The organism is Agrococcus pavilionensis RW1 (genome assembly GCF_000400485.1).
GTDB lineage: Bacteria > Actinomycetota > Actinomycetes > Actinomycetales > Microbacteriaceae > Agrococcus > Agrococcus pavilionensis.
Genome location: NZ_ASHR01000004.1, coordinates 1 through 26202 on the forward strand (window position 1 = coordinate 1; position 26202 = coordinate 26202).

A 26202-nucleotide genomic window follows, 5' to 3' on the forward strand; every position below is an offset into this window, starting at 1 on the left:
GTCGGGGATGCGGCCGAGCTTCTTCACGTCCATGTGGACCAGCTCGCCCGGCCGCTGGCGCTCGTAGCGGATCGCGGTCTGCTTCGAGGTGCGGATCAGCTCCCCGGTCATCGGATCCAGCGCCGCCAGCGCCGGCGCGCCTCGACGGGCGAGCACGCGCGAGACCGTGCGCGGCGAGACGCCGACGAGCTGCGCGATCGCCTCCCGGCCCAGGCGCTCCTCGACCCGAAGCCGCACGATCTCCAGCTCCGTCTCCTCCGGTGTTCGCGTCGGCGACGAGCCGGGCCGGGAAGAGCGGTCCTGGAGACCGTCGATGCCCTCGGCCTCGAACCGTTCGACCCAGCGGCCGACGCAGTTGCGCGAGCAGCCCATCGCGGCCGCGACGTGCGAGCGCGACCAGCCCGCTTGCACGCGCAGCACCGCGATCTCCCTGCCCCGAGGCGTCAGACGAGCGTTAGCGTGGGACACGAGGACCTCCGTTGGTCGGTGAAGCGTTGAACAACTCCACTCAACCCGCGGAGGTCCTCCTCACGCCACCACCCACTGCACCAAGGTCATGACCGGGTACACCTAGCCGGGAGCGGTCGAGAGGGTGAGCGCCGATTGGTCCGGAAGGTCGAGGCGCCATGATGTCGCCATGGCCTGGGACGAGGGGCGATATGGCACCTGAAGGAGCTCACAGTGCTCGGTCGCTGCGGCGCCGCAGCCGCGCGCGAGCCGGGCCGATGACCGTCTTCACGGCACGCCGCTACAAGCAGCTGCCCGCGGTGCGCGAGATCGCCGACCGTCTCGCTGGGCCTCCGGCCGGCCGAAATGGGGCTGCGGGAGACGCGGACGGTCGGGGCGACCTGCGTCGCGTTCGTGTTCCCGCTCTGTGACTCAACGATCGCGACGGACGTCCTGATAGCGGGTTGTTCGGGTTGATGGGTCAAAGTCCCGTGGGCGACGTTACGCTTGCCGACTCAGCACGTGCGCAGTGTGTGCCATTGGAGAAGTAACTAAAGTGCCGCAACGAGCGTCGCTCCTGCCCGGACTTTCGATGAGTTCACGCGTGCTGGCACATGGTCTCCTCGGGGTGCGACGCGGAGGACCGCGGCTCGATTCTCTTCGGGCAGCGACTGAATCGTCAGTGCGCTAGCCCGAGACTTGTCATGGCTTCACAGGCGGTATGTGCACCGTGGCAATAAGGAGCCGAAGTTCCTTACCATCGCGTCGGTATCGATTGATCTTCCAACCTTGAACGGCCGAAGCCTCCTCGGCCTCGAAGCCCTGGACCGCCTTCAACACCGGCAGATGACGACTATAGGCGGCAACCGCATTCTTCTGTCGGAAAAGCAGGAGCAGAACAGCCGCGGTATTAGCGGAGTTGAGGTAGCTGAAAAGTTGCGGGTCCAGCGCCTCACGAACGACTTTCGAGCCAGTGGCCCACTTCGTTTCGGCGATGAAGACGCGCGCCTCGCTCGACCCATCATCGAGGGCTTTTGCCCTCACTTGAATGTCGGTTTTGCCACGCCTCGAGAAGACCTCGCGGTCTGCTCCCGGGAGGGATGCGTGAAGCGTTGCGGCAAGGAGATCGCTCACACGCTCTTCATCAAGAGCGCTGAACGCCGCGGGATAGCGCTCGACTGCGTTGGCCCAAACCCGTATGGCTCGCTGAAGTTCCTCGAAGCTCGCTTCAGCCAGGCGGTCACGAAACAACGGAGTCGTGACACTGCGATTCGTATCTAAGTCGATCGGTTCGGCTGTTGGGGTCACCTCCGGCGCCTTGAGTTTCCACTTCTCAGGGAACGCGACGCCAGTGGTCACGCTGGAGAACGCGGCCAGTTTCCGGCGTCTGAATTCGAGTGCCTCTTGGGCCAGCTCCGGCAGCTTTACGTCAAAGTAATCGGCGGTTTCCGCTCGGATTGCATCAATTATGGGAAGCATGAGCGCTTCGCGGTCATCGTAGATCTTCTGTACCGAGAGCTTGCCGGCATGCACCCGCTCGAGTTCTTCATGCGTGAGGTCGATGGGCGTATAGAGCGCCCAGTCATCGTCTCCGTCAACCGGGCGTATGATCCACACCGCCTCACCCGCTGCCAAGTAAGGGTGCTCGGAGTCGCGGTCGATGACTGGTACGGAGCACTCCGACGGCCACCTGCTGAGCAAACCGGCCGCCCCGAGGATCTGGCGTCTGAACCAGAATCGAGTAAGCGCGGGCCTCGAGCCGTCGTCTTGTGCGGGGCCCCACAACTCGCCCTCTTGCACACTCCCGTGCCCGCCGCCCGCCAGTTCTGGAGGATCGGGGCGGATTGACGCCAAGAGAACGTGCAGCGAACCCTCAAAGCGCTTCAGGTCGACGAGAGTCTTGGTGGCGTGGATCGATGAGATCGCTAGTTGCCCGAACTGCGCCAACGTTGGGCCGAGCGGGCGATGGTCTGCGATGAACCGGGTGAACGGCGGATTCGCCAGCGCATCCGCTAGGAGGTCCGAGAGCATGGGATTACGAGTCCGCACAGGACCAGTGTGCCCGAAGCATTTGGGAACCGAACCCACTCGTCAAGAACTCGACGCGTGAGGCGCTCGAAGCGGTACGTGCGCTGGCGGCATCAATGCGCGGGAAAGTCAAGCCCCGACGTGTGGGCGGCTCTGCGAGCAGCACTCGCGAGTGGGGCGCGAGACGTATGGGAGGGGGCACGCGACGCGGCAATCGAACGGCCGCTAGACAGAAGCATAGATGGCAGACAGGCCTTCGGCGGCACCGTAGCTCAGGATGGTCATCCTGAGGTGGTGGTTGCCGAGCGAAGCTGGGTCCGCATCACCGGGGGCGAGTTGCGCGCTGAGCCTCTTCCACTCCAGCCCACCGATTCCGACCTCCAGGCCCGGATCGATCACGATCACGCGAGCGTTAGGAGCAGCCGCGACCCAATCGACGATGATGGCGTTGATGTGCGAGTCGCGGAAGGAGTAGCCCGCGACGACGAGCAGAGCGACATCGTTCAGCGCGGCTTCGAACGCCCGCAGGAGGGGCAGAGTCGGACCGTGCACCCGGACCTTATCCCCCTCACCGAAAATCTGAACTTGCGTCAGGTCGGTGCCGAGAGGAACCGCGTCTGGATTAGGTTCATCCAGGAGCGCGAAGCGGCCGAACGCGACGGGAGGCGTGTGAGGAAGCAACGGTGGCTGCAAAAGCCGCTTGTACCAGCCGATAGAGCCGTGGAGCTTGAGCAACGGGGTGCTGCTTCGATCAGGCTGGGGCCATTCTCTGCCACCGTCCCATGCCGCGGCGCCTGAGTCGAGGCGTTTTCCAGCTCGATCCGCTGCGCCCTCCAGCAGTCGGTCGTAGTTCAGCGTTGCGATCGTGCGGGGCGCATGGGCGGAGTCCAGCGGCGCCGCCAGATAGTCGCTGGCGGCGGGGTCGAGCGCGCTCAGGATCTCGTTGATATGTCTCAACGTCGCGCGCGCTAGCAAGTCGAGCGACATGGTTGCGGGCCTGTCGGACGGCAGGTGCGTGAGATCGACCGAGAAGCGGTCCACCAGACCATGAAGCGCGTTGGCATCCCGCCCTGAGAGTAGAAGCAGTGTGCTGTAGAAGCGCTCGATGTCGATCGGTTTGCCCGTGCGGTCGCGGAGCGCGTCCCGAAGCCGCACGACAAAGGCGGGGGCGGCCGGGTCCCACCATCGCTCCACGTTGACTGCCTCAACAACCTTGTCGGTCAGGCCAACCGCGGTGGGCGCTCCGGCATCGACCGACGCGCCGGCTCCCATCAAGAGGAGATGGTCCGACGTCGCGAGCCAGTGTCTAGCCAATACGAGTTGGGCCGCAGTGGTCGGCACTGCGATCGACGGGGCGGTGGCGGATAGAAGGAGCGTCAGGTTGTGAAACGACGGCGAGATCGACACGTTTGCATCCTATGGTCGTCCATCTTCCAGAATCACTTCGATGTAGCCGGCTTGCCCGGGCATCCCCCGCCCGTGACTTTCGGAGTGAATCTGTACCGATGCCGGCGCTACGTAAGCGGCGGGGAGCTGTCGGATGTCGGGACGGCCCTTGAGTGTGGCGGCGCCCCAAGAGGGAAGCCGCTAGTGGATGAGCTCGGTTGGCGAAACTCTACGATCACGCGCTCATGCCCGCACGACTTCGACAGGCCGACCGCCGATCGACGAGTACTTCGACGATCGCTACCGGGACGAGCCGTTCGCTACCGAGGTAAAGTGTGTGACATTCCTCTTCGAAGCACACCAGACCCGCGAATGGCGGCGAGACTTCGGTCTGTGACTCTCCGCTCCCAAGACGCCGACCGTTGAGGGAACCACACTGGGCAGTGAAGACATGGACACGTCGGGTGCGCTACTTCCCGCTGATGGTCCGCCCTCTACTAGCGGCGATGTCTGCCATTTCGGCCCCGGCGCGGAGAGGATCGGGCAAGGACTCTCGTTCGGCGCATGTTGTACCGGACCGCGGTAGGTTGGAGCTGTGTCAGGCGATCACGTATTCATCTCGTACATCACCGAAGACTCTGATGTGATCGACGAATTGCAGGCAGCGCTCGAGGCAGCCGAGTTCATCGTCTGGCGCGATAAGGACAACCTGTGGCCTGGCGACGACTGGCAACGTGAGATCCAGAACGCCATCCGTGGTGGCTCTTTCGTGTTCCTCGCGTGCTTCTCCTCCAATCTGGCGAAGCGGGAGAAGTCCTATCAATTCGAGGAGTTGATTCTCGCGGCGGAGGAGTATCGGCGACGTCCGCCGGGAGCGTCTTGGCTTATGACCGCGCGGCTTGATGAGTGTGAGGTTCCGGAAATCGACCTCGGCATGGGGCGAACGCTCGGCAGTTCTATCCACCGCGCCGACCTATTCGGACTGCAGAAGTACGCACAGATTAGCCGCCTCGTTTTGTGGCAATCCAGCGGGCCATGGGAAGTGCTCCGGCCCCGCCGCCCCCGTCAGTCTCACGGGCCGCTGCGGAGGCGGGACGTGCCGAGAATGACGTCGCGGAGCGCTTGCGCGGTCTACTGAGGAACCCAGGGCGCATCATGGACTACGACGAGTACCTCGCGGAGTTGCGTGCGCCGATCCAAGACGCGCTCGGTCTGCGGGACGACTTTCCTCCGGACTTGACGTCGAGTCGACGGCTGAGTCCCGAGTTCGTGCGGGAATGGGTCAGCCGGGTCCGGCGGTACGACGATCTCTTGGCCCCCGCGCTGGTCCCGATGAAGCTAATTTCGATGTACGGGTCTCGTCCCCACGAGCAAGAGCTCACCCGCACACTTCAGATGGTGGCGCATGAGTCGACGAAACGCACCGGCCTCGACATCCTCACCGCGCTTCGAGAGTATCCGGCGCTGCTTCTTACGTACACAGCGGCGCTCGGCGCGATCGCCAAACAGAATTACTCCATGCTGCGAGCGGTAACCGCGGACGTCCAGGTGGCACCTCTGGGGTCGGAGAGCATGCCGTTCATTCTTACAAGCGGGAGCCAGAGCGTGGTGGGACTTGACCAGTGGCAGGCCCTCGGCACCGTGCTGTGTAATGAGGATCAAGGCGAACAGCAGACGGATGCGGAAATTGAGATGCTGCTGACCGGTCGGCGGGGCCGCCGACGCACGTCGATCTCCGACCACCTCTTCACTGTTCTTGCGCCTCTGTTCCGGCAGCAGTTCGCGAGTGATCACGACTACGCCGACGCCTTCGATCGCGCGGAAGTATTGCTAGACGCGGTGTCCGAAGATGCTCGGGCGCAAGGTGAACGGTTCTATGGGCCGCACGGGGGCTATGGCCGCTACACCTGGAGGCATCGGGACACGGCGAAAGGGCCGGAGGCAGAGATGCTCGCTGAGGCGCAGGGCCAGGGCGCTGGATGGACGCCGCTGTTAGGTGGTTTGTTCGGCGGAGTGCCCGAACGCTCCGTCCGGGCGTTGGAAGAGGTAGCGAGCCTCGCTACCCGGATTCGCTCCCCCCGGTGGTAAAGCTCAGCTGGACTGTCGCCGATAGTGGGCAGTCAGGTCGCGCCAACGGCCAACCCGCCGGCGCAACGGTTCATCGCACCCGTGCCCCGTCCTGAATACGCGCCAACGGTCGGAGTGTCCAAGAACGTGTCCACATTGAGCGGGATCGGACGGGATCGTGTAGGCATGCGGGAGGACAAACGGGCCCGAAATGGGCGGAAAGCAGCGGAAAATGGCGGTCGAACAGTCGGCAGGGGGTCGGGGGTTCGAGTCCCCCAGATCCACCAATGTGATGTCTCAGGACATCGTGAACGACTGAACCCCCGCTTGCGGGGGTTCAGTCGTTTCTGGGTTGGTAGCTCTTGTCGGGGTTGAGGGTGTAGTCGCCGAGGACTTCGCCGTCGTGGGCGATGACGGTGGCGTGGCCGGCGACGGTGACGGCCTTGATCAGCAGCTCGTTCTCGCTCACCGTTCACGATGTCCCGAGACATCCCGAGACATCCCGAGACGGGCCAGTCGGCCGTTCACGATGTCCCGAGACATGCGTTCACGATGTCCTGAAACCAGACACCCCCAGATCCACCAATGTGATGAGTCGAGACACAGGTCACGACGAGAGAGCCTCTGGCCATCGGCCGGGGGCTCTCTCGCGGAGCGGCTGTCGATCGCGATGACTGCGTGATGCTCAGCGTCGCCGACGGGGGCGCTGCCAACGCCGAGTGCCGCCGAGCGACCGCGGCCGTCGGCCTCGCGGGGCAGCGCGCAGGCCCCTGCGCGTGCCGGTCGCTCAGGCGCCATGTCAGGATGGAGGCAGGCGCGGGGCATCCGCGCCTACGGGATGCGACGACGTGCATCCGTCGCCTCGATGAGCGCGATGTCCCGAGCGCTGCGATCCGCAGCGGAAGAGTCCCATCATGATCGACACAGTTGAGCAGCTCGCTGCCGAGGGCGCTGCCCGCATCGAATGGATCCGCTCGCGCATGCCGCTGCTGGCGGCGCTGCGCGAGGAGTTCGCCGAGACCCGGCCTCTGGCCGGCCGCACGATCGGTGTCTCCCTGCACCTCGACCCGAAGACCGCTGTGTTGATCGAGACGCTCGCCACTGGCGGGGCGCGGCTCGTCGGCACCGGCAACCACGGGTCGACGCAGGACGACATCGTCGCCGCGCTGCAGGCATCCGGCCTGCACCTCTTCGGGCGCCGCGATGACACGCTCGAAGACCACCGCGCGAACCTCCGCCGCACCCTCGAGGCGCGACCCGACGTGCTGCTCGACAACGGCGCGGACCTCGCGCTCGGCACGGTCGAGCACGGCTTCGCGCACGAGGTCATCGGCGGCACCGAGGAGACCACGTCGGGCGGCTTCCGGCTGCGCGAGGAGGGCACCGACGTGCCGTTCCCCGTGATCGTGATCAACGACTCGCGCATCAAGGCGATCGGCGAGAATCGGCACGCCGTCGGGCAGAGCGCCGTCGAGTCGCTCATGCGCATCACCAACCTGCAGCTGCCGGGGAGTCGCTTCGTCGTGATCGGCTACGGCTGGTGCGGCCGCGGCGTGGCGCAATACCTCGCGGCGCTGGGCGGCAAGGTCGGCGTCGTCGAGCGCGACCCCGTGACCGCGCTCGAGGCCGCCTTCGACGGGCACCGCGTCGGCTCCCTCGAGGAGCTGCTGCCCTGGGCTGAAGTGGTCGTGACCGCCACCGGACGTCCGGACGCGCTGCCGGCCGCTGCGCTGCCGATGCTCGCGGATGGCGCAGTGCTCGCGAACATCGGCCACTTCCCGTGGGAGATCGACGTGGATGCGCTGCGCGAGGGCGCCACGACCCGACAGGTCGCGCCGGCGATCGAGCGCATCGAGCGCGACGGCCGCCACGTCGTGCTGCTCGCGGAGGGGCGCATGTTCAACCTCGCCGGGCCGGGGCCCAAGGGCAACTCCATCCAGTCGATGGATCTCGGCTTCTTCCTGCAGGCGCGCTCGCTCGAGCGAGTGGCGACCGACCGCGGGCTAGCGGCCGGCCCGCAGGGCGTGCCGGTCGACATCGAGCACGGCGTCGCGCGGGCGATGCTCGCGTCGATGGGCGCCGTGCGCTGAGCGCGCCGACGCTGCACTCGGCGCGCAGTTCGCGGACCTGCCCCGAGGCGCGGCGAGGGTGCCGTTCGCTGTGAGGAGCGTCAGGGCTCCGCGGCGCCCGGCTCGGTCGGCTCGATCTGCCCGGCCTCCCCGGTGGTCGGCACGACCGCGACCGGGCACGGCATGTTCATCAGGAGATCGTGGCTGACCGAGCCGAGCAGGAGTCCGGCGAGCCTGCCGCGGCCGTGCGTGCCGACCACCGCGAGCCGCGCGCCTTCCGCGCGCTGCGCGAGGACGACGGATGCGCGGCCGTACTCGAGCACCGCCTCGACCGGGAGGTCCGGGTGTGCCGCGTGGACGCGTGCCACCTCGGCGTCGAGCACGGCCCGCTCGCTCGACTCGAACGCCTCGATGGGGGACTCCATCGCCTCCCACGCGCCGCTGACGAGCGGAGGCACGTCCCAGGCACGGACCGCGACGAGCGTGTCGTCCTCGCGCTCGGCCTCGCGAGCCGCGAACGCCATGGCCGCGGCGCCGGTCTCGTCGTCGACGCCGACGATCACTCGCTCGCCGCCCGGCTGCCAGTCGACGGGCACGACGACGAGCGGGCAGTGCGTCCTCGCCGCGACGGCGAGCGGCAGCGTGCCGTAGATGAGCCCGACCGCCCCGCGGGTCTTGTGGGAGCCGATCACGAGCAGGTCCGCTCGACGCGAGGCCGCCTCGAGTCCGGGCAGCCGGCGCGCGTGCTGCACGGTCGTCGAGACCTCGGCGGAGACGCCGCTGAACCTGATCCGCTTGCCGGCCTCATCGACGATGCGCTCGTGCTCGAGCAGCATCGGATCCGTGTTGACCTGTGGGATCCAGTCGATGTCGACCACCGTGGTGACCTCGACATGCATGGCGACGCTCCGCGCTCGGTCGACCACCCAGTCGAGCGCGGCTGCGCTCGCGGTGCCGCCATCGACTGCGACCACGACGTTGTAGGGCATCGGCGCACTCCTCGCTCCCGGGTCGGACAGCTCCATCCTGCAACGGGAGGGCCGCGCCGCGAAAGGTCGCGTGCGGCATCCGCACTGCCGAGAGTCGCCCGTCAGTCGCCGCCCGCGGTCGCCCGCAGCGCATCCGCCGCCCTGATGAGCGCGAGGTGGCTGAATGCCTGCGGGAAGTTGCCGATCAGGCGCTTCGCATCCGGGTCGTACTCCTCGCTCATGAGCCCGAGGTCGTTCGCGTAGCCGACGAGCTGCGCCATGAGCCGCTCGGCGTCGTCGCGGCGGCCGGTGTGGGCGTACTGCTCGACGAGCCAGAAGTTGCACAGCAGGAAGGGGTGCTCGTCGCCCTTGAGCCCGTCCATGCCGGCCTCGGTGCGGTAGCGGAGGATGAGTCCGTGCTCGTCCATGAGGTCGCGCTCGATGCGCGCGACGGTGCCGAGCATCCGTGGGTCGTCGTACGCACAGAAGCCGAAGTGGGGCAGCTGCAGCAGTGACGCATCCACCTCGTCGCCGCCGTAGACCTGCGTGAAGCTGTCGAGCTCTGCATCGAAGCCGCGGTCGTCGATCTCGTCACGCAGCCGCTCGCGCAGCTCGCGCCAGCGCTCGACCGGCCCGTCGAGGCCGTCCTCCTCGATCGCGCGCACGCCGCAGTCGAACCCGGCCCACAGCATCGCCCGGCCGTGCGTGAACCAGTGGAGGTCGCCGCGCATCTCCCAGATGCCGTGGTCCTGCCGATCGAGGTTCGCCTCCGCGTAGTCGAGCAGACCCTTCTGCATCGCCCAGCTGTAGGCATCCTCCTCCTCGCCCGCGGCGCGAAGCTGCGAGAGCGCCACCATCACCTCGCCGACGACGTCGGCCTGGAACTGGCTCGCCGCGCCGTTGCCGACCCGCACGGGCCGGGAGCCCTCGTAGCCGGCGAGGTGGTCGAGCTCGGTCTCGCGCAGGTCGCGCTCGCCCGCGAGCCCGTACATGATGCGCACGTCGTCGATGTCGCCGCCGATCGCGCGCAGCAGCCAGTCGCGCCACTGCCGCGCCCCGTGCGTGAGGCCGTGGTCGACGACCGCCTCGATCGCGAACGCCGCGTCGCGCAGCCAGGTGTAGCGGTAGTCCCAGTTGCGCTCGCCGCCGAGCTCCTCGGGCAGGGATGCGGTGGGTGCGGCGACGATGCCGCCCGTCTGCGAGTGCGTGAGGGCGCGGAGCACGAGCAGCGACCGGCGCACGAGATCGGCGTGCTCGCCCTCAACTGCGATGTCCTTCGACCAGTCGGCCCAGAACGCGACCGCCTCGTCGAGCGCGCGCTGCGGCTCGGCCGGCTCGGGCGGATCCTCGTGCGAGCGGAACCACGAGAGGTGCCAGTCCTGGGTCTCACCTGCGGCGAGCTCGAAGGTGCCCTCGAGCCGCGAGCAGCGCTCGCCGCCGGGCACCGCATCCGCTTCGCCGTCGGTGCGGCTCAGCAGCGGACCGCTCACCAGCAGCCCGTCGGGGCCGGCGATCGAGACCAGCGCCTCGGCCCCCAGGTGCTCGATGCGGCGCGTCCACGGCGTCGCTCTCGCGTAGTCGAAGCGGATGCGCAGGTCGTGCTCGACCGTCACCGTGCCCTCGATGCACTCGACGTGCCGCACGAGGTCGGCGTGGTCGCTGCTCGGCGGCAGGAAGTCGGTGACCCGTGCGACGCCGGTGGGCGAGCGCCAGGTCGTCTCGAGCACGAAGGTGTCGGGCAGGTAGCGGCGTTCGAGCACCTCGCCGTCGGGCACGTGCAGCAGCCACCGGCCGTCGTCCTCATCGCCCAGCAGCGCGGTGAAGAACGCGGCGGAGTCGTGCCGCGGCAGGCACAGCCAGTCGATGCTGCCGTTCCGCGAGACCAGCGGGCCGGTGCGGAGATCCGACAGCAGCGCGTAGTCCTCGAGGTGGGTGCTCATCGTCGCTCTCGGCCGCGGTCAGTGCTGCAGGAAGCGCAGCAGGGCGGCGTTGAACTCGGATGCGTGGCTCACGTTGAGCCCGTGCGGTGCACCTGCGATGAGCTCGAGCTCGCTGCCGGGGATCGCCTCGAGCGTGCGCGCGCCGGAGCCTTCGAACGGCACGATGCCGTCGGCGTCGCCGTGCAGCACGAGCGTCGGCACGGTCACCTTCGTGATGTCCTCGCGGAAGTCGGCGAGCCCGAACGACTGCATCGCCTCGAGCATCGCGAGCTTGTCGGCCTGCAGCCCGAGCGAGATCGCCCGTTGCCGCTGCGGCTCGCTCACGAGCACGTCGTCATCGGCGTTCGGGGAGAAGAACTGCTTCGTGAAGTCGTCGAGGAAGGCTTCGCGATCGGCGGTCAGCTGCGCCGTCATCTCGCCCGCCTTCGCGGCCGTGAGCGGCCCCTCGGGATTGTCGGGCGTCTGCATCATGCGCGGCGGCACGGCGGCGGCGAAGACGACGCTGCGCAGCCGCTCCTCGCCGTGGCGGGCGATGTAGCGGGCCACCTCGCCGCCACCCATCGAGAAGCCGACGAGCGTCGCGTCGCGCAGGTCGAGCGCGTCGAGCAGTCCGGCGAGGTCGTCGGCGAGCGTGTCGTAGTCGTAGCCGGTCTTCGGCTTGTCGCTCTGCCCGAAGCCGCGGCGGTCGTAGGTGATGACGCGGTAGCCGGCATCGACGAGTGCGGGCACCTGCGCCTCCCACGACGCGCCCGAGAGGGGCCAGCCATGGATGAGCACGATCGGTCGGCCCGTGCCGTGCTCCTCGACGTGGACGTGCACGTCCTTGAGCCCGAGCATCCGCTTGTTCACGCTGATCTCTGCCATGCTGTCCTCCTCGTTGCCGAAGTCGACAGTGTGACGGCGCGGCATGGGTCGGCACTGGACGTCGGCCGGATGCGCGGTGTGCGGCGGTCGCACGCCTGATATCGAGATCTTATAAGCCAGTAGGTGATCGCTGGTTGATATCAGCCGTACACTTATCGGCATGGGACGGAACGCAGTGGCCGTGATCGCCGACATCATCGGCTCGCGCGAGCTGCCCGACCGGCAGGCCGGGCAGGAGGAGGTGCTGCGCGCCTTCGCTCGCGCTGAGGAGCACGCCGGCGCCGAGGTGCCCGCGTATGCGGCGGTGGGCGACGAGTTCCAGGCCGTCTACGAGAGCGCGGAGCGAGCCGTGCTCTCGACGACGATCGTGGCGCTCTCGCTGCCAGAAGGGCTCGAGCTGCGCTTCGGCATCGGCGCGGGGGAGGACCGCATCGTCGACGCGAGCGGCAGCGTGCCGATCAGGGACGGCAGCGCCTGGTGGCGTGCCCGGGAGGCGATCGACCACGTCAAGCAAGCGCAGCGCTCGGGGCGCAGCCGCGCCACGAGCGCGTTCCTGCATGACGGCGGCGCCGAGGAGAGGGCCATCCGAGGTCTCCTGCTGCTGCGCGACCACATCGTCGGCGACATGCGGCCGCGCGACAAGCGGATCGCGCTCGCCGGACTGGAGGAGGTGCCCCAAGCGCGCACCGCCGAGGCCGAGGGCATCCGCCAGTCGGCGGTCTCGCAGAGCTGGCACCGGTCTGGCGCCGCAGCGGTCGTCGAGATGCTGCGTCAGCTCGAGGGAGGCAGGTCGTGACCGCGGCAGCGATCATGATCGTGATGGGTCTCGGCCATCTCGCGCTGAGCGCGGGATCGCTCGCGAGCGGCCATCGGAGCGCCGATGCGCGTCCGCGAGCGAGCCGCATCGCACTGCGCGGCGCCGACCTCATCTGGGCAGGAGCCGGCTGGATGATCGCGATCGCCGCGCTCATCCTCGCGACGGGTCTGGCGTGGATGGCTGCCGTCGTCGCGCTGGTCGTCTCGACCGTGGCGACCGTGCTGCTCGCTGCTCGAGCGCGCCTCGCCGCGATCTCGGGCTTCGTGCTGACCGCTGCCGCGATCGCGCTCGCGGTGCTGCTCGACGGCTCCGCGGTGGACGCGGACGCGCCACTCGCTCGCGCGCTCGCCGGCAGCGCCCAAGCCGACGCCCTCGCGCCGAGCGCCGTCGTCGTCGCGATCGCAGCACTGGTCTTCCTCGGGCCGACGAGCAATGCGCTCGTGCGCGCGGTGGTCGCCGCTGCCCGCCGGACGGACGAGCCGAGCGACCCGCCGCCCAGCCCGAGCACCGCGTGGCGCGTGCTGCGCCGCGACAAGGAGATCGCGGTGGTGCGCAAGGCCGAGCCCGCGACGACCGTGAGCGGCTTCCGGGGCGGGCGCATCGTGGGCCCGCTCGAGCGCGTGCTCGTGTTCGCATCGCTGCTCGCGGGGATGCCGGTCGTCATCGCCGGGCTCGTCGCGGCGAAGGGCGTCGTGCGCTTCCCGGAGATCTCGGCCGACCGCTCGGGCGGCACGAAGGCGGAGGAGTTCCTCGTCGGCACGCTGTGCAGCTTCCTGCTCGCGAGCCTCGCGGTGCTGACGGTCGTCGCTCGGCCGCAGTAGCCGCGAGTCAGCCGTCGAGGGCGGCGCAGGGCGGCGCCGCGCCTAGAATCGACGCGTGGCGCACGACGAGCTGCCCGTGCAGGAGCGGGACGACCTGGCGCTCGAGCGCCAGGTGTGCTTCGCGCTGTCGGTGGCATCCCGCAGCGTCGTCGGCGCCTACCGGCCCGTGCTCGAGCCGCTCGGCCTCTCGCACCCGCAATACCTCGTGATGCTCGCGCTCTGGGGCTCGCGCTCGCTCTCGCTGCGCCAGCTGGCCGAGCAGCTGCGCCTCGAGCCGGCGACGCTCTCGCCGCTCGTCAAGCGGCTCGAAGCCGCGGGGCTCGTCGCTCGCGCGAGGCGCGCCGACGACGTGCGCACGCTCGACATCACGCTCACCGAGCGCGGAGCGCAGCTGCGCGAGCAGGCGCTCGCCGTGCCGGAGGAGATGATGCAGCGCCTCGGGCTCGACCGCGAGGAGCTCGAGCAGCTGCACCGCCTCATGACGCGGCTCATCGCCGCGGTCGACGACGCTGAGGCCTGACGCCCGACGCCTGCTCAGGCGTTCGCGAGCACTACGAAGGCGATGACCGCAGCGGTCGTGCCGACGACCGTGACGGCCGCCGCGCAGTAGCCGACGACGCGCCAGGCCATGATGTCGCCGCGCGTGAAGCTCTGCGGGTCGCGGTCGTGGGGCCAGCCCTGGGTGGTGGCGGTCGGCTCTTGCATGATCGGACCGGTCTCCTCGGATCGCCGAATACTTAGCGCACTAAGCATATCGGCGATCCGGCCGTCGCCGGACCGAGCCGCGCGAGCGGCGGCTCAGTCCTCCTGCCCGACGGGCTCGAGCGTCAGGAACAGCCCGCCGTAGGGTGGCAGCCTCACGCTGAAGCTCTGGAGGTCGTCGACGTGGCCGATGCCCTCGCCGGTCGCGGCATCGATCACCGCGTGCTGGGTCGGCAGCGCCTCGGAGTGCACCGTGCCGTCGACGCCCTCGCCCGAGAAGTTCAGCACCGTCACCTGGATCGGCGCGTCATCGGCGTCGGGCTTGCCGTCGTCGAGCCGGTGCACGAGGACGAGCATCGCGGGGTGCGCGACGTGCGGCACGTCGAGCTGCGTCGCGGTCGCGACGCCGTGGTCGCGGCGGATCTGCAGCACCTCGGCGAGCCGGTTCACGAACGATCCCGGCTCCTCGATCTGCGAGGGGAGCGAGCCGTAGAGCGAGCGGCCGCGCGGCATGCCTGCCGACGACGTCATCGCGTCGGGCGCGGCGTCGATCAGGTCGTGCGCGCCGCGCTCGATCCAGCGCGTGTCGCCCGTGTCGATGAGGTCGCGCACGTCGTCGGCGGGGAGCGTGAGCATGCCCGTGAGGTCCCAGCCCGAGAGCGCGAAGACGCCCGGCTGCCACGCGTTGTACTTCGCGAGCAGGATGTGCGCGTCGCGGATCGCGGGCACCGCCTCCTCGGTGATGTCGTCGAGCGTCGCGAAGCCCTGCGTCGCCGCGATGAGCGAGGCGCTCGTGCACGCGATGCCGTTCTGCGTGAAGACGCGGTTGTAGTCGGCCTGCTCGGTCAGCGTCTCGGTGAGCTCGGCGCGGATGAGCTCGGCGAGCTCGCCGCCGGTGATCTCCTTGTGCCGGAAGGGGTAGACCTCGTCGCGGTGCCGCGTCGCCCAGTGCACGAGCTCGTAGGTGAGCTCGTCGTGGTTCTGCAGGCCGTGCACGAGCCCGACCGGCTCGACGCCGAGCTCGAGCGACGACATGAGCGTGAGCCGCAGGAACTCGGTGTCGCCGGTCGCGAGCGCGTGGTGGTAGCCGGGCCGGCTGACGAAGTCGTAGGAGAGGTCGGCGCCGACCGCGCTCGTGTCGCGGATGTCCTCGATCGTGAGGTTGAGCTCCTGGAACGTGAAGCCGCCCACCTTCCGCACCATGCCGGCGATGATGTGGTTTGCGGCGTGGGAGAGCGGATGCCCCTCCGACCAGGCGGGCAGGCCCTCCGCGCTCTTCTCGACCCCGAGGAAGCCGTTCGCGTCGAGGCGCAGCGCGCTCGTGCCGAGGTCGCCGAGCGAGTGGAGCGCGTCGCCGATCACGAGCCGCATGCCCGCGAAGGTCGGGTCGAGCCAGTTGATCGACGGCTGCCCCTGCTTGAAGTAGTGGAGGTAGACCCAGCGGCGCTCGACGCCGTCGACGCCGAGCACCGGCGGGGTCGCGCTCCAGTTCGTCTCCTTCACGCCGGGCATGTAGAAGATGACGCGCTGCAGCTCGCCGATGATGTAGCCGCGGTCGCTCAGCTCGCGCTCGGCGGTCGCGTCCAGGTTCGCCGCGTCGCGGCCTTCCGGCACCTCGGGCAGCAGGTGCCAGTCCTCCGGCGGGATCTCGACCATGTGGTAGATCCCGGGGTAGTCCTTGAACGCCATCTCGGCGAGCCGGAAGTCGGCGCCCTTGCCCGTGTGGCCGGGCACGATGTCGTCGATGATCGAGCCGCTGTGCTCCTCAGCCACGTCGGAGAGCCGACGGAACGCATCCTCGTCGCCGAAGGCGGGATCGATCTGCGTGCTGATGCGGTCGAAGTGGCCGTCGACGCTCGGCGTCTCCATCCAGTCGGTGATGCCGCCGGCGCGCTTCACGGGGCCCGTGTGCAGGCCGTTGATGCCGATGTGCTCGAACGCCGCCCAGAGCGCCTCCTCGCCGAGCGCGTCGAGGAACGACTGGCCCGGCCGGGTGATGAGCGAGATCGGGTAGGCGGTGAACCACACGTCGGCGACGCCGATCGCGCGCCGCGCGTCGGGGCGGGCGTAGGGGTTGCGCCACATCGACGGCTGGCCCGAGAGCTGCCGGCTGAGCACGTCGGCGTCCTTGAGCATCGACTGGCGCACGAGCCACTCGACGTAGGAGGGGTTGGATGCGTTCGCGGTGCGCGGGTCGGTGCGGAACCGCCGCACGCTGCCGCTGCGGAACTGGTCGCGCGGGCGCAGGCGGCGGGGACGAGCGGGGTATCGCTGCTCGTCGTAGGTGATCTCGGTGCCGTGCTCGTCGGGCTCATCCACGCCTGCATGTCTATCACTCTCGGTTGGGCGTGCCGTCCTGCCAGGATCGAGGCATGCGTGCCCTCCTGATCGACGCCGTCCGCTCGACTCCCGCCGTGCGCGACGTGCCGTCGCCGGTCGCTCCTGCGCGAGGCGTCGTGGTCGAGGTGCACGCGACGGGCCTGTGCCGCAGCGACTGGCACGCGTGGGCCGGCCACGACGACATCGCCTTCCCGCACGTGCCGGGCCACGAGCTCGCGGGCATCGTCGCCGAGGTGGGCGAGGGCGTCGAGCGGTGGCGCGTCGGCGACCGCGTGACGGTGCCGTTCGTGTGCGGCTGCGGGCGCTGCGAATGGTGCCTCGCGGGCGACGCGCAGGTGTGCCCGGCGCAGCAGCAGCCGGGCTTCACCCACTGGGGTTCCTTCGCCGAGCGCGTCGCGCTGCACGCTGCCGACGCGAACCTCGTCCGGGTCCCCGACGGCGTCGACGCCGCGACGGCGGCGGCGCTCGGCTGCCGCTTCGCGACCGCCTACCGCGCACTCGTCGCGCGTGCCCGCGTGCGGTCGGGGGAGTGGGTCGCGGTCGTCGGTGCCGGCGGCGTGGGCCTCAGCGCCGTCATGATCGCCCGCGCGCTCGGCGCCCGCGTCGTGGCGGTCGACCGCAACCCGGCGGCGCTCGAGCTCGCCGCCTCGCTCGGCGCCGAGGCGACCGTGCTCGCCGACGGGCGCGACGTGCCGACCGAGGTCGCGGCGATCACGGACGGCGGCGCGCACGTGGCGGTCGACGCTGTCGGGAGCGAGCAGACGGCGTCGGATGCGGTGCTGGGCCTGCGTCGTCGCGGCCGCCACGTGCAGATCGGCCTCCTGCCGCCCGTCGACGGGCACCCCCGAGTGCCGATGGACCGCGTGATCGCGTGGGAGCTCGACGTGCTCGGCAGCCACGGCATGGCGGCGGCCGACTACCCGGGCATGCTCGCCCTCATCGAGCGCGGCGTGCTCGAGCCGCAGCGGCTCATCGAGCGCACGGTCTCGCTCGAGGAGGCCGCGACCGTCCTGCCCGGCTTCGACCGCTCGAGCGCGGCCGGCGTGACGATGATCGACCCGCGCCGCTGAGCGACTCGCTAGGAGAGCACTGCCCAGCCGCGCGCACCGAGTCGCACGACGCCGTCGGCGAGCTCGGCGACGCCCGCCTCGACGCTCGAGGCGTCGGCGGCCGGCAGCTCGACAGGCTCGTCGGCGAGGTTGAGCGCGGTGATGACGCGGTCGGCGTCGGTCGCCGTGCGCAGCACGATCGCTTCGTTGGCGAGGTGCACGACATCCGTCTGCGCGCGGTGCAGCCACGCGTGGCGACGGCGGAGGGCGAGCAGCGACGCGTGCACGCCGTACGCGTCGGCGGCTGCCGGCTCGAGCGCGTCGGGCGACGGCGGCTCCGCGGGAAACTCCGGCCGCACGGCGTCGTCGCCGCCGAGCCGCTCCTCTTTGCGCGCCTCGAAGCCCAGCTCGTCGCCCGCGTAGACGGAGGGGGTGCCGGCGACGGTCGCGAGCACGGCCATCGCATGCGGCACGAGCTCCGGACCGACCGCGGTCGCGATGCGCGTCACGTCGTGGTTGCCGATGAACGTCGAGGGCACGAAGTCGCGCACGAGGGCGTTGTGGCGCTCGATCGCGTGCGCGAGCTCGAAGCAGTTGCGATCGGCGAGGCCGTGCCAGATGCCCTGCCACAGCTCGTACTGCGTCAACGAGTCCAACGTCGACTCGCGCACGATCGCCGCGGCGTCGCCGTGGATGACCTCCCCGGTGAAGTAGGCGTCGGGGAACCGCTCTCGCACGCGCGGCAGCACTCGCGCCCAGAACGCGGGCGGCACGGCGTATGCCGCGTCGAGCCGCCAGCCGTCGATGCCGCGCTGGAGCCAGTGGGTCATGACGTCGACGACGAGGTCGGCCACCGCATCCGCGTCGTGGTCGAGCGCGACGAGCTGGTCGTGGCCCTCGAACACGTCGGCGGGGACCGGCTCGCCGGGCGACCAGCTGTCCCAGTGGACGCGGAAGAGCCCGGCGGTCTCAGCCGCCCGCCCCTGCTCCTCGAGTGCGAGGAAGGCGGGATGCGCTCGGCCGACGTGATTGAAGACGCCGTCGAGCAGCACGCGGATGCCGCGCTCGCGGCACGCGGCGACGAGCCGGTCGAAGTCGCCCTCGTCGCCGAGCCGCGGATCGATGCGGAAGTGGTCGATCGTGTCGTAGCCGTGCGTCGCGGAGGCGAAGACCGGCCCGAGCTGCAGGCCGTTGAGCCCGAGCGCGACGAGGTGGTCGAGCCACGCCTCGAGGTGGCCGAGCCGATGCTCGACCGCGGTCTCGGCCGGCGGCGCGTCGGGGCGGATGGGCGCGCCGACGAAGCCGAGCGGGTAGACGTGCCACCACATGACGTGCTGGACCCAGTCGGGCTCGGCGTGCGGTCGCGGTGCAGGATCGGTCACCGCTCCATCCTGCACCGAACCCGATGTCAAGCCTCTCCGAGCAGCGACAGGCCCGCCGCGACCGCGAAGCCGACGACCGTCGCGAGGCCCGCGAGCGACTTCGCCTTCTCGCGCGCCTCGGGGATCATCGCGTCGATGAGCATGACGAGCAGCGCGCCGGCCGCGATGCCGTCGATCGTGCCGACGACCGCCGGGGATGCAGCGTCGGCGACCAGTCGGCCGGCGACGGCCGCGAGCGCGCAGACGACCGCGACGGCGGTCCAGAGCCCGAGCGCGAAGCGCCTCGAGCGACCGTCGCGCAGCATGTCGGCGGATGCGCCGATCGACTCGGGCAGGTTGGAGACGAAGATCGAGACGAGCAACGCCACGCTCACGCCGCCGCCGGCCGCGAGGCCGATGCCGAGCACCGCTTGCTCGGGGATGCCGTCGAGCAGCGCGCCGACCGCGAGCGGGAAGCCCGCGGCCCCGCCGCCGCGCCGGCCCGACCACCGCTCGACGGCGCGGTCGGCGGCGAAGTAGGCGAGCGCGCCGACGGCGAGGCCGATGCCGACCCCGACCGGGCCGCCCTCCTCGACGCCGGCCTCAGCGAGCTCGAACGCGACCGAGGCGATGAGCGCTCCGGCACCGAAGGCGAGCACGACGCCGACCGTGCGATCCGACCACGGCCGGGCGACCGCGAGCAGCGCGCCCACGAGCAGCGAGCCGGCGGCGATCCCGCCCCACAGCAGTGCCTCGAGCATCGCTTCTCCCATCGGAGGCCAGACCTGCGCGATGCGCTCGTCAGCCCGCGAACTCCCGCACCGGCAGACCGGTGACGCCGGGGTCGACGGCGAAGAGCGCACCGGCGGTCGGCTCCTCGTCATCGGGGAGGCCCTCGCGCGACGTGGTGATGAAGAGCCGGTCCAGGCGCTCGCCGCCGAACGCGCACGCGGTCACCTTCGTCACGCCGGGCACCTCGACGCGGCCGTCGAGCGTGCCGTCGGGACGGAACCGCAGCACCGCGCCCTGGTTCACGGCCGCGACCCACACGCATCCGTCGGCATCGACCGTGAGCCCGTCGGGGTGGCCGTCGTCGGGGAGCGAGGCGAGCTCGCGCCGGTTCGTGAGCCCCGTCTCGCGCGCGTAGTCGAAGACGGCGACCGCGCCCGTCGGGGTGTCGTCGTAGTAGGCGAGCGAGCCGTCGGGGCTCCACTCGAGGCCGTTCGAGACCGTCACGCCGCTCAGCACCGTGCTCGTCGAGCCGTCGGGGTCGAGGCGGTAGAGGGATGCGGCGCCGGGCGACTGGTCGTAGGCCATCGAGCCGCAGTAGAAGCGGCCGTCGGGGTCGCAGCCGCCCTCGTTCATGCGGATGTCGCTCGACGACCAGAGCTCGGGGAGGCGGTGGAGCGTGCCGTCGAGATCCTCGAGCGCGAAGCCGCGCTCGATGCCGATCACCGCCCCGCCGCCGCGCCGCGGCCGCACGCACGCGACGATCGAGTCGACGTGCCGCCGCTCGATGCCGGTCTCGGTGAGGGTCAGGATGTCGCCGGCGAGCATGTCGAGCCAGCGCAGCCCGCCCCACCACTCCGACCAGACGGGCCCTTCGCCGTGGTAGGCGATCGGGTCGGTGATCTGCTCGGCGCGCATCGGCTCTCCTTCGCTCGGGACTGGGGCCAGCCAAGCGCGCCGACCTGGGAACCGCGGGGGAGCGACGCGCGCTCAGCGCTTGAGCGCCGCGATGCGCTCGATCGTGCCCGCCTTCCGCCGCTCCGCCTCGACGACCGCGAATCCGGCTGCCTCGACGAGCGGCCGCTGGCGGCGGGTGAAGTGCTCGCCCGCAACGCGGATCGTCAGCTGCTCGACCAGCCGCTGCGCCGCCCGCAGCGGCCACGCGGTGCTCGCGACGTGATCGAGCAGCAGCAGTGTGCCGCCGGGCGCGAGCACGCGGTGCATCTCGGCGATCGCGGCCTCGGGGCGGGGGATGCTGCACAGGCCGAGCGCGCAGACGGCGGTGTCGAACGACGCGTCGGGGAACGGCAGCCGCTCCGCGTCGCCCTCGACGAGCTCGACGGCGCGGCCCAGCCGTGCCGCGCGCCGACGCGCCTCGGCGAGCATGCGCGGGCTCAGGTCGATGCCGGTGACGGATGCGTCGAGCGGGTAGTGCGGGAGGTTCGCCCCCCGTGCCGACGGCGACGTCGAGCACGCGGCCGTGCGCCCTCGCGCCGAGCCACTCGTGGCCGCCCGCGAACCAGCACCGCTCGAGCGGGCGCATACCGCGGTCGTAGCGGGGCGCGGCCTCATCCCACAACCGGCGCTGCCGCGCCGTCGCATCCTCGCGCCTCGCCATCGCCATCCCTCCTCACCGGCGATGCTCGTCGCCCGCGATGGGCTCGTCAAGACGGCAGCCGCACCACCGGTCGAGCCTTCGGGAATAGTTCGGATTTGAAGTGGTTGCATTGACCGTGCGGGATCGGATCTCGCTCGACAGCAGCTCGAAGCGCCGCACGACGCGGCGCCGATCACCCTCAAGGAGACGATTCATGTCGAAGATCGCCATCATCACCGGCAGCACCCGCCCCGGCCGCATCAACCGCGGCGTCGCGGACTGGGTCCTCGAGCTCGCGCAGCAGCGCGGCGACGCGGAGTACGAGCTGGTCGACATCGCCGACTACGACCTGCCGCTCTACGACGAGCCGCTGCCGGCTGCGTATCAGCAGTACTCGAAGGACCACACCAAGCGCTGGGCGGCGAAGATCGCCGAGTTCGACGGCTACGTCTTCGTCACGGGCGAGTACAACCACTCCGTGACTCCGGCGCTCGCCAACGCGATCTCCTTCCTCAACGCCGAGTGGAACGACAAGGCCGCCGGCATCGTCGGCTACGGCTCCGCCATGGGCGTCCGCGCGATCGAGCACCTCCGCGGCATCCTCTCGGAGCTCCAGGTCGCACACGTGCAGAAGACGGGCATGTTCTCGCTCTTCACCGACTTCGAGAACTTCTCCACCTTCAAGCCGACCGAGCTGCAGGCCGAGTCCGTGCCGCCGATGCTCGACCAGCTCATCGTCTGGACGAAGGCGATGGAGTCGGTGCGCGAGGGCGCGCTCGTCGACGCCTGACGCATCCAGCACGAGGCGGGCCTCCCGGTCGGGAGGCCCGCTTCGTCGCGTCACGCGGACCTACGCGGACCCAATCCGGTGGGGCGGATCCCGCATCTCGGGTCCGCGCCGTCGGAACGGATCCGCGGGAAGCGGTCGGGTCGCCGTGGCGTCAAGGGAGGACGTTGTGATCGGCCGCGGCCGCCGGGCTCACGTCGGCCGGCTCGTTGCGCTTGATCGCGACGATGCGGCCCGTGCGGGTGAACTCCTCCTGCACGTCGTCGTCGTGGCGCTGCGTCGCGAGGCTCACGAGCATCGCGACGAGCAGGTTGAGCGCGAAGCCGGGCACGATCTCGTAGAGCGTGAAGACGGCGATGTCGGTCGCCTGCTCGATCGCGTCCCAGATGAACACGGTCGCGGCGCCGACGATCATGCCGGCGAGCGCGCCCCAGTTCGTCAGGCGGCGCCAGAACAGGCTCAGCAGCACGATCGGGCCGAACGCGGCGCCGAATCCCGCCCACGCGAATCCGACGAGGCCGAGGATCGTGTCGGACGGGCTGATCGCGAGCACCGCGGCGATCGTGGCGACCGCGAGCACGCACGCGCGGCCGAGCAGCACGAGCGTGCGCTGCGAGGGCTGACGCTTCACGAAGACCTGGAAGAGGTCCTCGACGAGCGCCGAGGAGCAGACGATGAGCTGGCTCGAGAGCGTCGACATGATCGCCGCGAGCACCGCCGCGAGCACGAGGCCCGCGACGAAGGGGTGCAGCAGCGCTTGCGACATCGCGAGCACGACCGTCTCGGGGTTGTCGAGGCCGACGCCCGACTGCTGCACGTAGGCGATGCCGATGAAGCCGGAGATGACGGCGCCGACGAGCGAGATGATCATCCAGGAGATGCCGATGCGGCGCGCGGGACGGGCGTCGGGCACCGACTTGAGCGCCATGAAGCGCACGATGATGTGCGGCTGGCCGACGTAGCCGAGCCCCCACGCGAGCGAGGAGACGATGCCGAGCACCGCGAGGCCGTCGAGGTCGGCGGGGATGAGGCCCTGCAGCTCGGCGCCGGAGTCGGCGATTCCCTCCTGCACGCCCGCGAGCCCGCCGACCGTGAAGAACGCGATGACGGGGATGATGATGAGCGCGAGGAACATCATGAGGCCCTGCACGACGTCGGTGAGCGATGCGCCGAGGAAGCCGCCGAAGAGCGTGTAGAGGAGCGTGACGCCGCTCACGAGCAGCATGCCCCAGACGTACTCGGCGCCGAACGACGACTCGAAGAAGACGCCGCCGGCCACCATGCCGGAGGAGACGTAGAACGTGAAGAACACGAGGATGATGAGGCCCGACACGATGCGGAGCGAGCGGGAGCGGTCGCGCAGCCGGTTCTCGAAGAAGCTCGGGATCGTGATGGAGTTCTTCGCCACCTCGGTGTAGGCGCGCAGTCGCGGTGCGACGAACTTCCAGTTGAGGTAGGCGCCGATCGTCAGGCCGATCGCGATCCACGCCTCGATGAGCCCTGCCGCGTAGATCGCGCCGGGGAGGCCCATGAGCAGCCAGCCCGACATGTCGGACGCGCCTGCCGAGAGCGCCGCGGTGACGGGGCTCAGCTCGCGGCCCGCGAGCATGTAGTCCTCGTGGCTCTTCGTCTTCCGCGCGGCGTAGACGCCGATGGCGATCATCGCGGCGAAGTAGAGCCCGATGGCGAGCAGCTGGAAGGTCACGTCAGACATCGTCGTCTCCCTCTGTCGGTGCGGTGATCAGCCTATCCGGACACCGTTCCCACGGTGTCCACCCTCTTCCGCTCGGCGTCTCGGCGATATATCGTTGGCTATCGCTCACGCGACGACGAGGAGGTCATCGTGCACGGTGCAAGGGGCGGCTACGGGCCGCCGAGAGACGGCTACGGGCACGGCCGGGACGGCTTCGGGCCCGGTCGGGACGGCTACGGCCCACGGGGGTTCGGGTTCGGCCCGCCCGGGGCGGGCATGTGGGAGGCGATGGAGCAGCTGCGCTCGGCCTTCGAGAAGCGCGGGGGACCGACGCGCATGGGGCGCGGCGACGTGCGGGCAGCGGTCATCGCGCTGCTCGCCGAGCGGCCGATGCACGGCTACCAGATCATCCGCGAGATCGAGGAGCGCAGCGGCGGCGCGTGGCGCCCGAGCGCCGGCTCCGTCTACCCGACGCTGCAGCTGCTCGCCGACGAGGGCCTCATCGCGGCCGAGGAGGCGAACGGGCGGAAGACCTACTCGCTCACGGAGGCGGGGCGCGCGGAGGCCGACGAGGCCGCCGACCGGCCGGCCCCGTGGCTCGCGACCGAGCGCGGGCCCGGCGGTCACGGCGCGCTCCCGCGCGCGGGCATGGATCTCGCGCAAGCGGCCGCCCAGGTGCATCGCTCCGGCAGCCCCGAGCAGGTGCAGCGAGCGGTGGAGGTGCTCGACGAAGCACGGCGTAGGCTCTACGCCATCCTCGCCCAGGACTGACCCGGATCCCGCCGCGGCGGGCGCAAGGAGTGGCCATGCCCGACGCCGGCAGTACGCGAGCGCGCTACCGGCGCATCCTGCGCTTCGCCGCCCGGCACCTCTCGGTCATGTGGTGGTTCGAGCTGCTGCTGCCGCGCCTCGGCCTCGGCGCGCTCGCCACCCGGGGCCGCAGCGCGCGGCTGCGGCGGCTCGCCCGCCGCTTCCACGTGCTCGCCGTCGACCTCGGCGGGCTCATGATCAAGGTGGGCCAGTTCATGTCGTCGCGCCTCGACGTGCTCCCGCCGGAGATCACGCGCGAGCTCGAGGGTCTGCAGGACGAGGCGCCCGCCGTGCCGTTCGAGGCGATCCGGGCGCTCGCCGAGGCGGAGCTCGGGATGCCGCTCGAGCGCGCACTCGCGTGGGTCGAGCCCGAGCCGCTCGCGGCAGCCTCGCTCGGCCAGGCGCACCGGGCGCGCCTCACCGAGGCCGACGCATCCGCCACCGGCATCGACGCCGCGATCGTCAAGGTGCAGCGGCCCGGCATCGACGCGATCGTCGACGTCGATCTCGCGGCGCTCCGCCGCATCGCGCGGTGGCTCAGCCGCGTGCGCGTCGTCGCGACCCGCGTCGACGTGCCCGCGCTCATCGAGGAGTTCGCGATCACGAGCCTCGAGGAGATCGACTACCTGCACGAGGCCGCGAGCGCCGAGCGCTTCGCCGAGTCGTTCGCGGGCGACGCGCGCGTCGGCGTGCCCGACGTCGTGTGGGAGCGGTCGAGTCGCCGCGTGCTCGTGCTCCGCGATGTCGCGGCGATCAAGATCAACGACCGCGAGGCGCTCCTCGCCGCGGGCATCGATCCCGCCGAGGTCGCCGCGACCTTCGCCGCGGTCATGTTCGACCAGCTCTTCTCGCACGGCTTCTTCCACGCCGATCCGCACCCCGGCAACCTCTTCGTGACCCCGACGGGGCAGGATGCGTCGGGACCCGGTGGGGCGAACCGGGCATGGCGCATCACCTTCGTCGACTTCGGGATGATGGGGGAGGTGCCGCCCGGCACGCGCGCGGGGCTGCGGCGCATGCTCATCGCGGCCGCCGGCCGCGACGGCCGAGGGCTCGTCGAAGCGATGCAGGACCTCGGCGCGCTGCTGCCGACCGCCGACGCCGACGAGCTCGAGCGGGCGATGTCGCACGCGTTCGCGCGCTTCGGGGGCATGGGGTTCGCCGAGCTGCGCGAGGTCGACCCGCGGGAGTTCCGCGACTTCGCGATCGAGTTCGGCGACCTGCTGCGCACGATGCCGTTCCAGCTGCCCGAGGACTTCCTGCTCATCGTGCGCGCGATGTCGCTCACCTCGGGCATGTGCTCGTCGCTCGACCCGGGCTTCAACCTGTGGGATGCGGTGGAGCCCTACGCCGCGCGGCTGCTGCGCGAGCAGCGGGGCGGGCTCGTGCGCTCGATCGCGCAGGAGGGGCTCGACGCGGCCGCGGTCGCGGCGCGGCTGCCCGGCCGCATCGACCGCGTGGTCACGCGGCTCGAGGAGGGGCGGCTCGCCGTCGCCGCTCCCGCGCTCGAGCGGCGGATCGCGCGCGTCGAGCGGACGCTCCGGCGGCTCGTCTCGGCGATCCTCTTCGCGGGCCTGCTCGTGGCCGGCGCGGTGCTGCTGCCGCAGGACGGCGTGCTCGGCACGGCGCTCATGCTGCTCTCGGCGCTGCCGCTCGCGCACGTCGTCGTGTCGAGCCTCGTCAGTCGTCGACTGTGACGAAGCGTGACCGGCACGGCTACCGGGCCA

The 26202-nt window shown here is 70.3% G+C and carries 25 protein-coding genes; 10 read left to right on the plus strand and 15 right to left on the minus strand.

From position 1 onward, the window contains the following. The 3 genes from L332_RS0114525 to L332_RS16495 form a co-directional block, all read right to left on the minus strand. Positions 1 to 468, minus strand: a 468-nt coding sequence (locus L332_RS0114525; protein ID WP_031223158.1) for a helix-turn-helix domain-containing protein, incomplete at its 3' end; no start/stop codon positions are given. A 681-nt stretch (positions 469 to 1149) separates the two neighbouring features. Further along, on the minus strand, positions 1150 to 2478 hold the full coding sequence (locus L332_RS16490; protein WP_021009323.1) for a hypothetical protein: 1329 nt from the start codon (positions 2476 to 2478) through the stop codon (positions 1150 to 1152). Between the two features lie 222 nt (positions 2479 to 2700). After that, a complete protein-coding gene (locus tag L332_RS16495) occupies positions 2701 to 3882 on the minus strand; it encodes an SIR2 family protein (RefSeq protein ID WP_021009324.1) in 1182 nt (393 codons plus the stop codon). A 574-nt stretch (positions 3883 to 4456) separates the two neighbouring features. Between L332_RS16495 and L332_RS16500 the strand changes: the two genes are divergently transcribed. After that, positions 4457 to 4999 carry a toll/interleukin-1 receptor domain-containing protein gene (locus L332_RS16500; RefSeq protein ID WP_021009325.1) on the plus strand — a complete coding sequence of 181 codons (543 nt, stop codon included), beginning with the start codon at positions 4457 to 4459 and terminating at the stop codon, positions 4997 to 4999. Positions 5000 to 5016: 17 nt separating this feature from the next. Next, the gene (locus tag L332_RS16505; RefSeq protein ID WP_021009326.1) at positions 5017 to 5949 is read left to right on the plus strand and encodes a hypothetical protein; all 933 of its coding nucleotides are present in this window, start codon (positions 5017 to 5019) and stop codon (positions 5947 to 5949) included. 316 nt (positions 5950 to 6265) lie between these two features. Here the strand turns inward: L332_RS16505 and L332_RS30855 are convergent, their stop codons facing one another. Next, a complete protein-coding gene (locus L332_RS30855; RefSeq protein ID WP_021009327.1) occupies positions 6266 to 6397 on the minus strand; it encodes a hypothetical protein in 132 nt (43 codons plus the stop codon). A gap of 445 nt (positions 6398 to 6842) precedes the next feature. Between L332_RS30855 and L332_RS16510 the strand changes: the two genes are divergently transcribed. Then, positions 6843 to 8018, plus strand: coding sequence for an adenosylhomocysteinase (locus L332_RS16510; protein WP_021009328.1), 1176 nt, complete (start codon positions 6843 to 6845; stop codon positions 8016 to 8018). An 80-nt stretch (positions 8019 to 8098) separates the two neighbouring features. On the opposite strand, the gene L332_RS29170 is transcribed toward L332_RS16510, so the two are convergent. From L332_RS29170 to L332_RS16520, 3 genes are all read right to left on the minus strand, one after another. Then, positions 8099 to 8986, minus strand: a complete 888-nt coding sequence (locus tag L332_RS29170; protein WP_021009329.1) for a universal stress protein — start codon at positions 8984 to 8986, stop codon at positions 8099 to 8101. A gap of 101 nt (positions 8987 to 9087) precedes the next feature. Continuing rightward, complete coding sequence (locus L332_RS16515; protein ID WP_021009330.1) at positions 9088 to 10905, minus strand: glycoside hydrolase family 15 protein; 1818 nt, start codon at positions 10903 to 10905, stop codon at positions 9088 to 9090. Between the two features lie 18 nt (positions 10906 to 10923). After that, on the minus strand, positions 10924 to 11769 hold the full coding sequence (locus tag L332_RS16520; RefSeq protein ID WP_021009331.1) for an alpha/beta fold hydrolase: 846 nt from the start codon (positions 11767 to 11769) through the stop codon (positions 10924 to 10926). 160 nt (positions 11770 to 11929) lie between these two features. Here L332_RS16520 and L332_RS16525 point away from each other — a divergent pair, with 160 nt between their 5' ends. From L332_RS16525 to L332_RS16530, 3 genes are read left to right on the plus strand one after another with little or no spacing between them, the layout of a single operon-like run. Continuing rightward, a complete protein-coding gene (locus L332_RS16525) occupies positions 11930 to 12565 on the plus strand; it encodes a SatD family protein (RefSeq protein WP_031223161.1) in 636 nt (211 codons plus the stop codon). Continuing rightward, complete coding sequence (locus tag L332_RS29175; RefSeq protein WP_021009333.1) at positions 12562 to 13407, plus strand: hypothetical protein; 846 nt, start codon at positions 12562 to 12564, stop codon at positions 13405 to 13407. Before L332_RS16525 ends, L332_RS29175 begins: the two co-directional genes overlap by 4 nt. A 55-nt stretch (positions 13408 to 13462) precedes the next feature. Beyond that, entirely contained in the window at positions 13463 to 13927 is a 465-nt protein-coding gene (locus L332_RS16530; protein WP_021009334.1) for a MarR family winged helix-turn-helix transcriptional regulator, read from the plus strand. 14 nt (positions 13928 to 13941) lie between these two features. Here the strand turns inward: L332_RS16530 and L332_RS30255 are convergent, their stop codons facing one another. Together L332_RS30255 and treS are read right to left on the minus strand one after the other, a co-directional pair. After that, the gene (locus L332_RS30255; RefSeq protein WP_021009335.1) at positions 13942 to 14112 is read right to left on the minus strand and encodes a hypothetical protein; all 171 of its coding nucleotides are present in this window, start codon (positions 14110 to 14112) and stop codon (positions 13942 to 13944) included. Between the two features lie 93 nt (positions 14113 to 14205). Continuing rightward, the gene (gene treS, locus L332_RS16535; RefSeq protein ID WP_021009336.1) at positions 14206 to 16428 is read right to left on the minus strand and encodes a maltose alpha-D-glucosyltransferase; all 2223 of its coding nucleotides are present in this window, start codon (positions 16426 to 16428) and stop codon (positions 14206 to 14208) included. Between the two features lie 53 nt (positions 16429 to 16481). On the opposite strand from treS, the gene L332_RS16540 reads away from it, so the two are divergent. Next, entirely contained in the window at positions 16482 to 17519 is a 1038-nt protein-coding gene (locus tag L332_RS16540) for a zinc-dependent alcohol dehydrogenase family protein (protein WP_021009337.1), read from the plus strand. Between the two features lie 8 nt (positions 17520 to 17527). Here the strand turns inward: L332_RS16540 and L332_RS16545 are convergent, their stop codons facing one another. The 5 genes from L332_RS16545 to L332_RS29975 form a co-directional block, all read right to left on the minus strand. Continuing rightward, a complete protein-coding gene (locus L332_RS16545; protein ID WP_031223163.1) occupies positions 17528 to 18826 on the minus strand; it encodes an alpha-amylase family protein in 1299 nt (432 codons plus the stop codon). 80 nt (positions 18827 to 18906) lie between these two features. Then, positions 18907 to 19620 carry a ZIP family metal transporter gene (locus L332_RS16550; RefSeq protein WP_021009339.1) on the minus strand — a complete coding sequence of 238 codons (714 nt, stop codon included), beginning with the start codon at positions 19618 to 19620 and terminating at the stop codon, positions 18907 to 18909. Positions 19621 to 19660: 40 nt separating this feature from the next. Continuing rightward, a complete protein-coding gene (locus L332_RS16555; RefSeq protein WP_021064827.1) occupies positions 19661 to 20506 on the minus strand; it encodes an SMP-30/gluconolactonase/LRE family protein in 846 nt (281 codons plus the stop codon). Positions 20507 to 20578: 72 nt separating this feature from the next. Next, positions 20579 to 20974, minus strand: a complete 396-nt coding sequence (locus L332_RS16560) for a methyltransferase domain-containing protein (RefSeq protein WP_021064828.1) — start codon at positions 20972 to 20974, stop codon at positions 20579 to 20581. A 244-nt stretch (positions 20975 to 21218) separates the two neighbouring features. Next, positions 21219 to 21416: a hypothetical protein gene (locus tag L332_RS29975; RefSeq protein WP_144060971.1), complete on the minus strand. Its 198-nt coding sequence runs from the start codon at positions 21414 to 21416 to the stop codon at positions 21219 to 21221. On the opposite strand from L332_RS29975, the gene L332_RS16565 reads away from it, so the two are divergent. After that, positions 21400 to 21975, plus strand: a complete 576-nt coding sequence (locus L332_RS16565; protein WP_021009340.1) for an NADPH-dependent FMN reductase — start codon at positions 21400 to 21402, stop codon at positions 21973 to 21975. The genes L332_RS29975 and L332_RS16565 overlap by 17 nt on opposite strands. A 151-nt stretch (positions 21976 to 22126) precedes the next feature. Here the strand turns inward: L332_RS16565 and putP are convergent, their stop codons facing one another. After that, complete coding sequence (gene putP / locus L332_RS16570) at positions 22127 to 23686, minus strand: sodium/proline symporter PutP (protein WP_021009341.1); 1560 nt, start codon at positions 23684 to 23686, stop codon at positions 22127 to 22129. Positions 23687 to 23941: 255 nt separating this feature from the next. On the opposite strand from putP, the gene L332_RS16575 reads away from it, so the two are divergent. Both L332_RS16575 and L332_RS16580 read left to right on the plus strand, forming a co-directional pair. Continuing rightward, on the plus strand, positions 23942 to 24436 hold the full coding sequence (locus L332_RS16575; RefSeq protein WP_021064830.1) for a PadR family transcriptional regulator: 495 nt from the start codon (positions 23942 to 23944) through the stop codon (positions 24434 to 24436). Positions 24437 to 24471: 35 nt separating this feature from the next. Further along, positions 24472 to 26172 (plus strand): ABC1 kinase family protein, encoded by a 1701-nt coding sequence (locus L332_RS16580; protein WP_021009343.1) that lies wholly within the window; start codon positions 24472 to 24474, stop codon positions 26170 to 26172. The last annotated feature ends 30 nt before the right edge of the window (positions 26173 to 26202 follow it).

Coding starts and splice junctions, on each gene's coding strand:
- L332_RS16490 (WP_021009323.1), bottom strand. CDS start 2,478: ATGCTCTCGGACCTCCTAGCGGATGCGCTGGCGAATCCGCCGTTCACC.
- L332_RS16505 (WP_021009326.1), top strand. CDS start 5,017: ATGGACTACGACGAGTACCTCGCGGAGTTGCGTGCGCCGATCCAAGAC.
- L332_RS16510 (WP_021009328.1), top strand. CDS start 6,843: ATGATCGACACAGTTGAGCAGCTCGCTGCCGAGGGCGCTGCCCGCATC.
- L332_RS29170 (WP_021009329.1), bottom strand. CDS start 8,986: ATGCCCTACAACGTCGTGGTCGCAGTCGATGGCGGCACCGCGAGCGCA.
- L332_RS16515 (WP_021009330.1), bottom strand. CDS start 10,905: ATGAGCACCCACCTCGAGGACTACGCGCTGCTGTCGGATCTCCGCACC.
- L332_RS16520 (WP_021009331.1), bottom strand. CDS start 11,769: ATGGCAGAGATCAGCGTGAACAAGCGGATGCTCGGGCTCAAGGACGTG.
- L332_RS16525 (WP_031223161.1), top strand. CDS start 11,930: ATGGGACGGAACGCAGTGGCCGTGATCGCCGACATCATCGGCTCGCGC.
- L332_RS30255 (WP_021009335.1), bottom strand. CDS start 14,112: ATGCAAGAGCCGACCGCCACCACCCAGGGCTGGCCCCACGACCGCGAC.
- L332_RS16540 (WP_021009337.1), top strand. CDS start 16,482: ATGCGTGCCCTCCTGATCGACGCCGTCCGCTCGACTCCCGCCGTGCGC.
- L332_RS16545 (WP_031223163.1), bottom strand. CDS start 18,826: ATGTGGTGGCACGTCTACCCGCTCGGCTTCGTCGGCGCGCCCATCCGC.
- L332_RS16550 (WP_021009339.1), bottom strand. CDS start 19,620: ATGCTCGAGGCACTGCTGTGGGGCGGGATCGCCGCCGGCTCGCTGCTC.
- L332_RS16555 (WP_021064827.1), bottom strand. CDS start 20,506: ATGCGCGCCGAGCAGATCACCGACCCGATCGCCTACCACGGCGAAGGG.
- L332_RS16560 (WP_021064828.1), bottom strand. CDS start 20,974: ATGCTCGCCGAGGCGCGTCGGCGCGCGGCACGGCTGGGCCGCGCCGTC.
- L332_RS16565 (WP_021009340.1), top strand. CDS start 21,400: ATGTCGAAGATCGCCATCATCACCGGCAGCACCCGCCCCGGCCGCATC.
- L332_RS29975 (WP_144060971.1), bottom strand. CDS start 21,416: ATGGCGATCTTCGACATGAATCGTCTCCTTGAGGGTGATCGGCGCCGC.
- putP (WP_021009341.1), bottom strand. CDS start 23,686: ATGTCTGACGTGACCTTCCAGCTGCTCGCCATCGGGCTCTACTTCGCC.
- L332_RS16575 (WP_021064830.1), top strand. CDS start 23,942: ATGTGGGAGGCGATGGAGCAGCTGCGCTCGGCCTTCGAGAAGCGCGGG.
- L332_RS16580 (WP_021009343.1), top strand. CDS start 24,472: ATGCCCGACGCCGGCAGTACGCGAGCGCGCTACCGGCGCATCCTGCGC.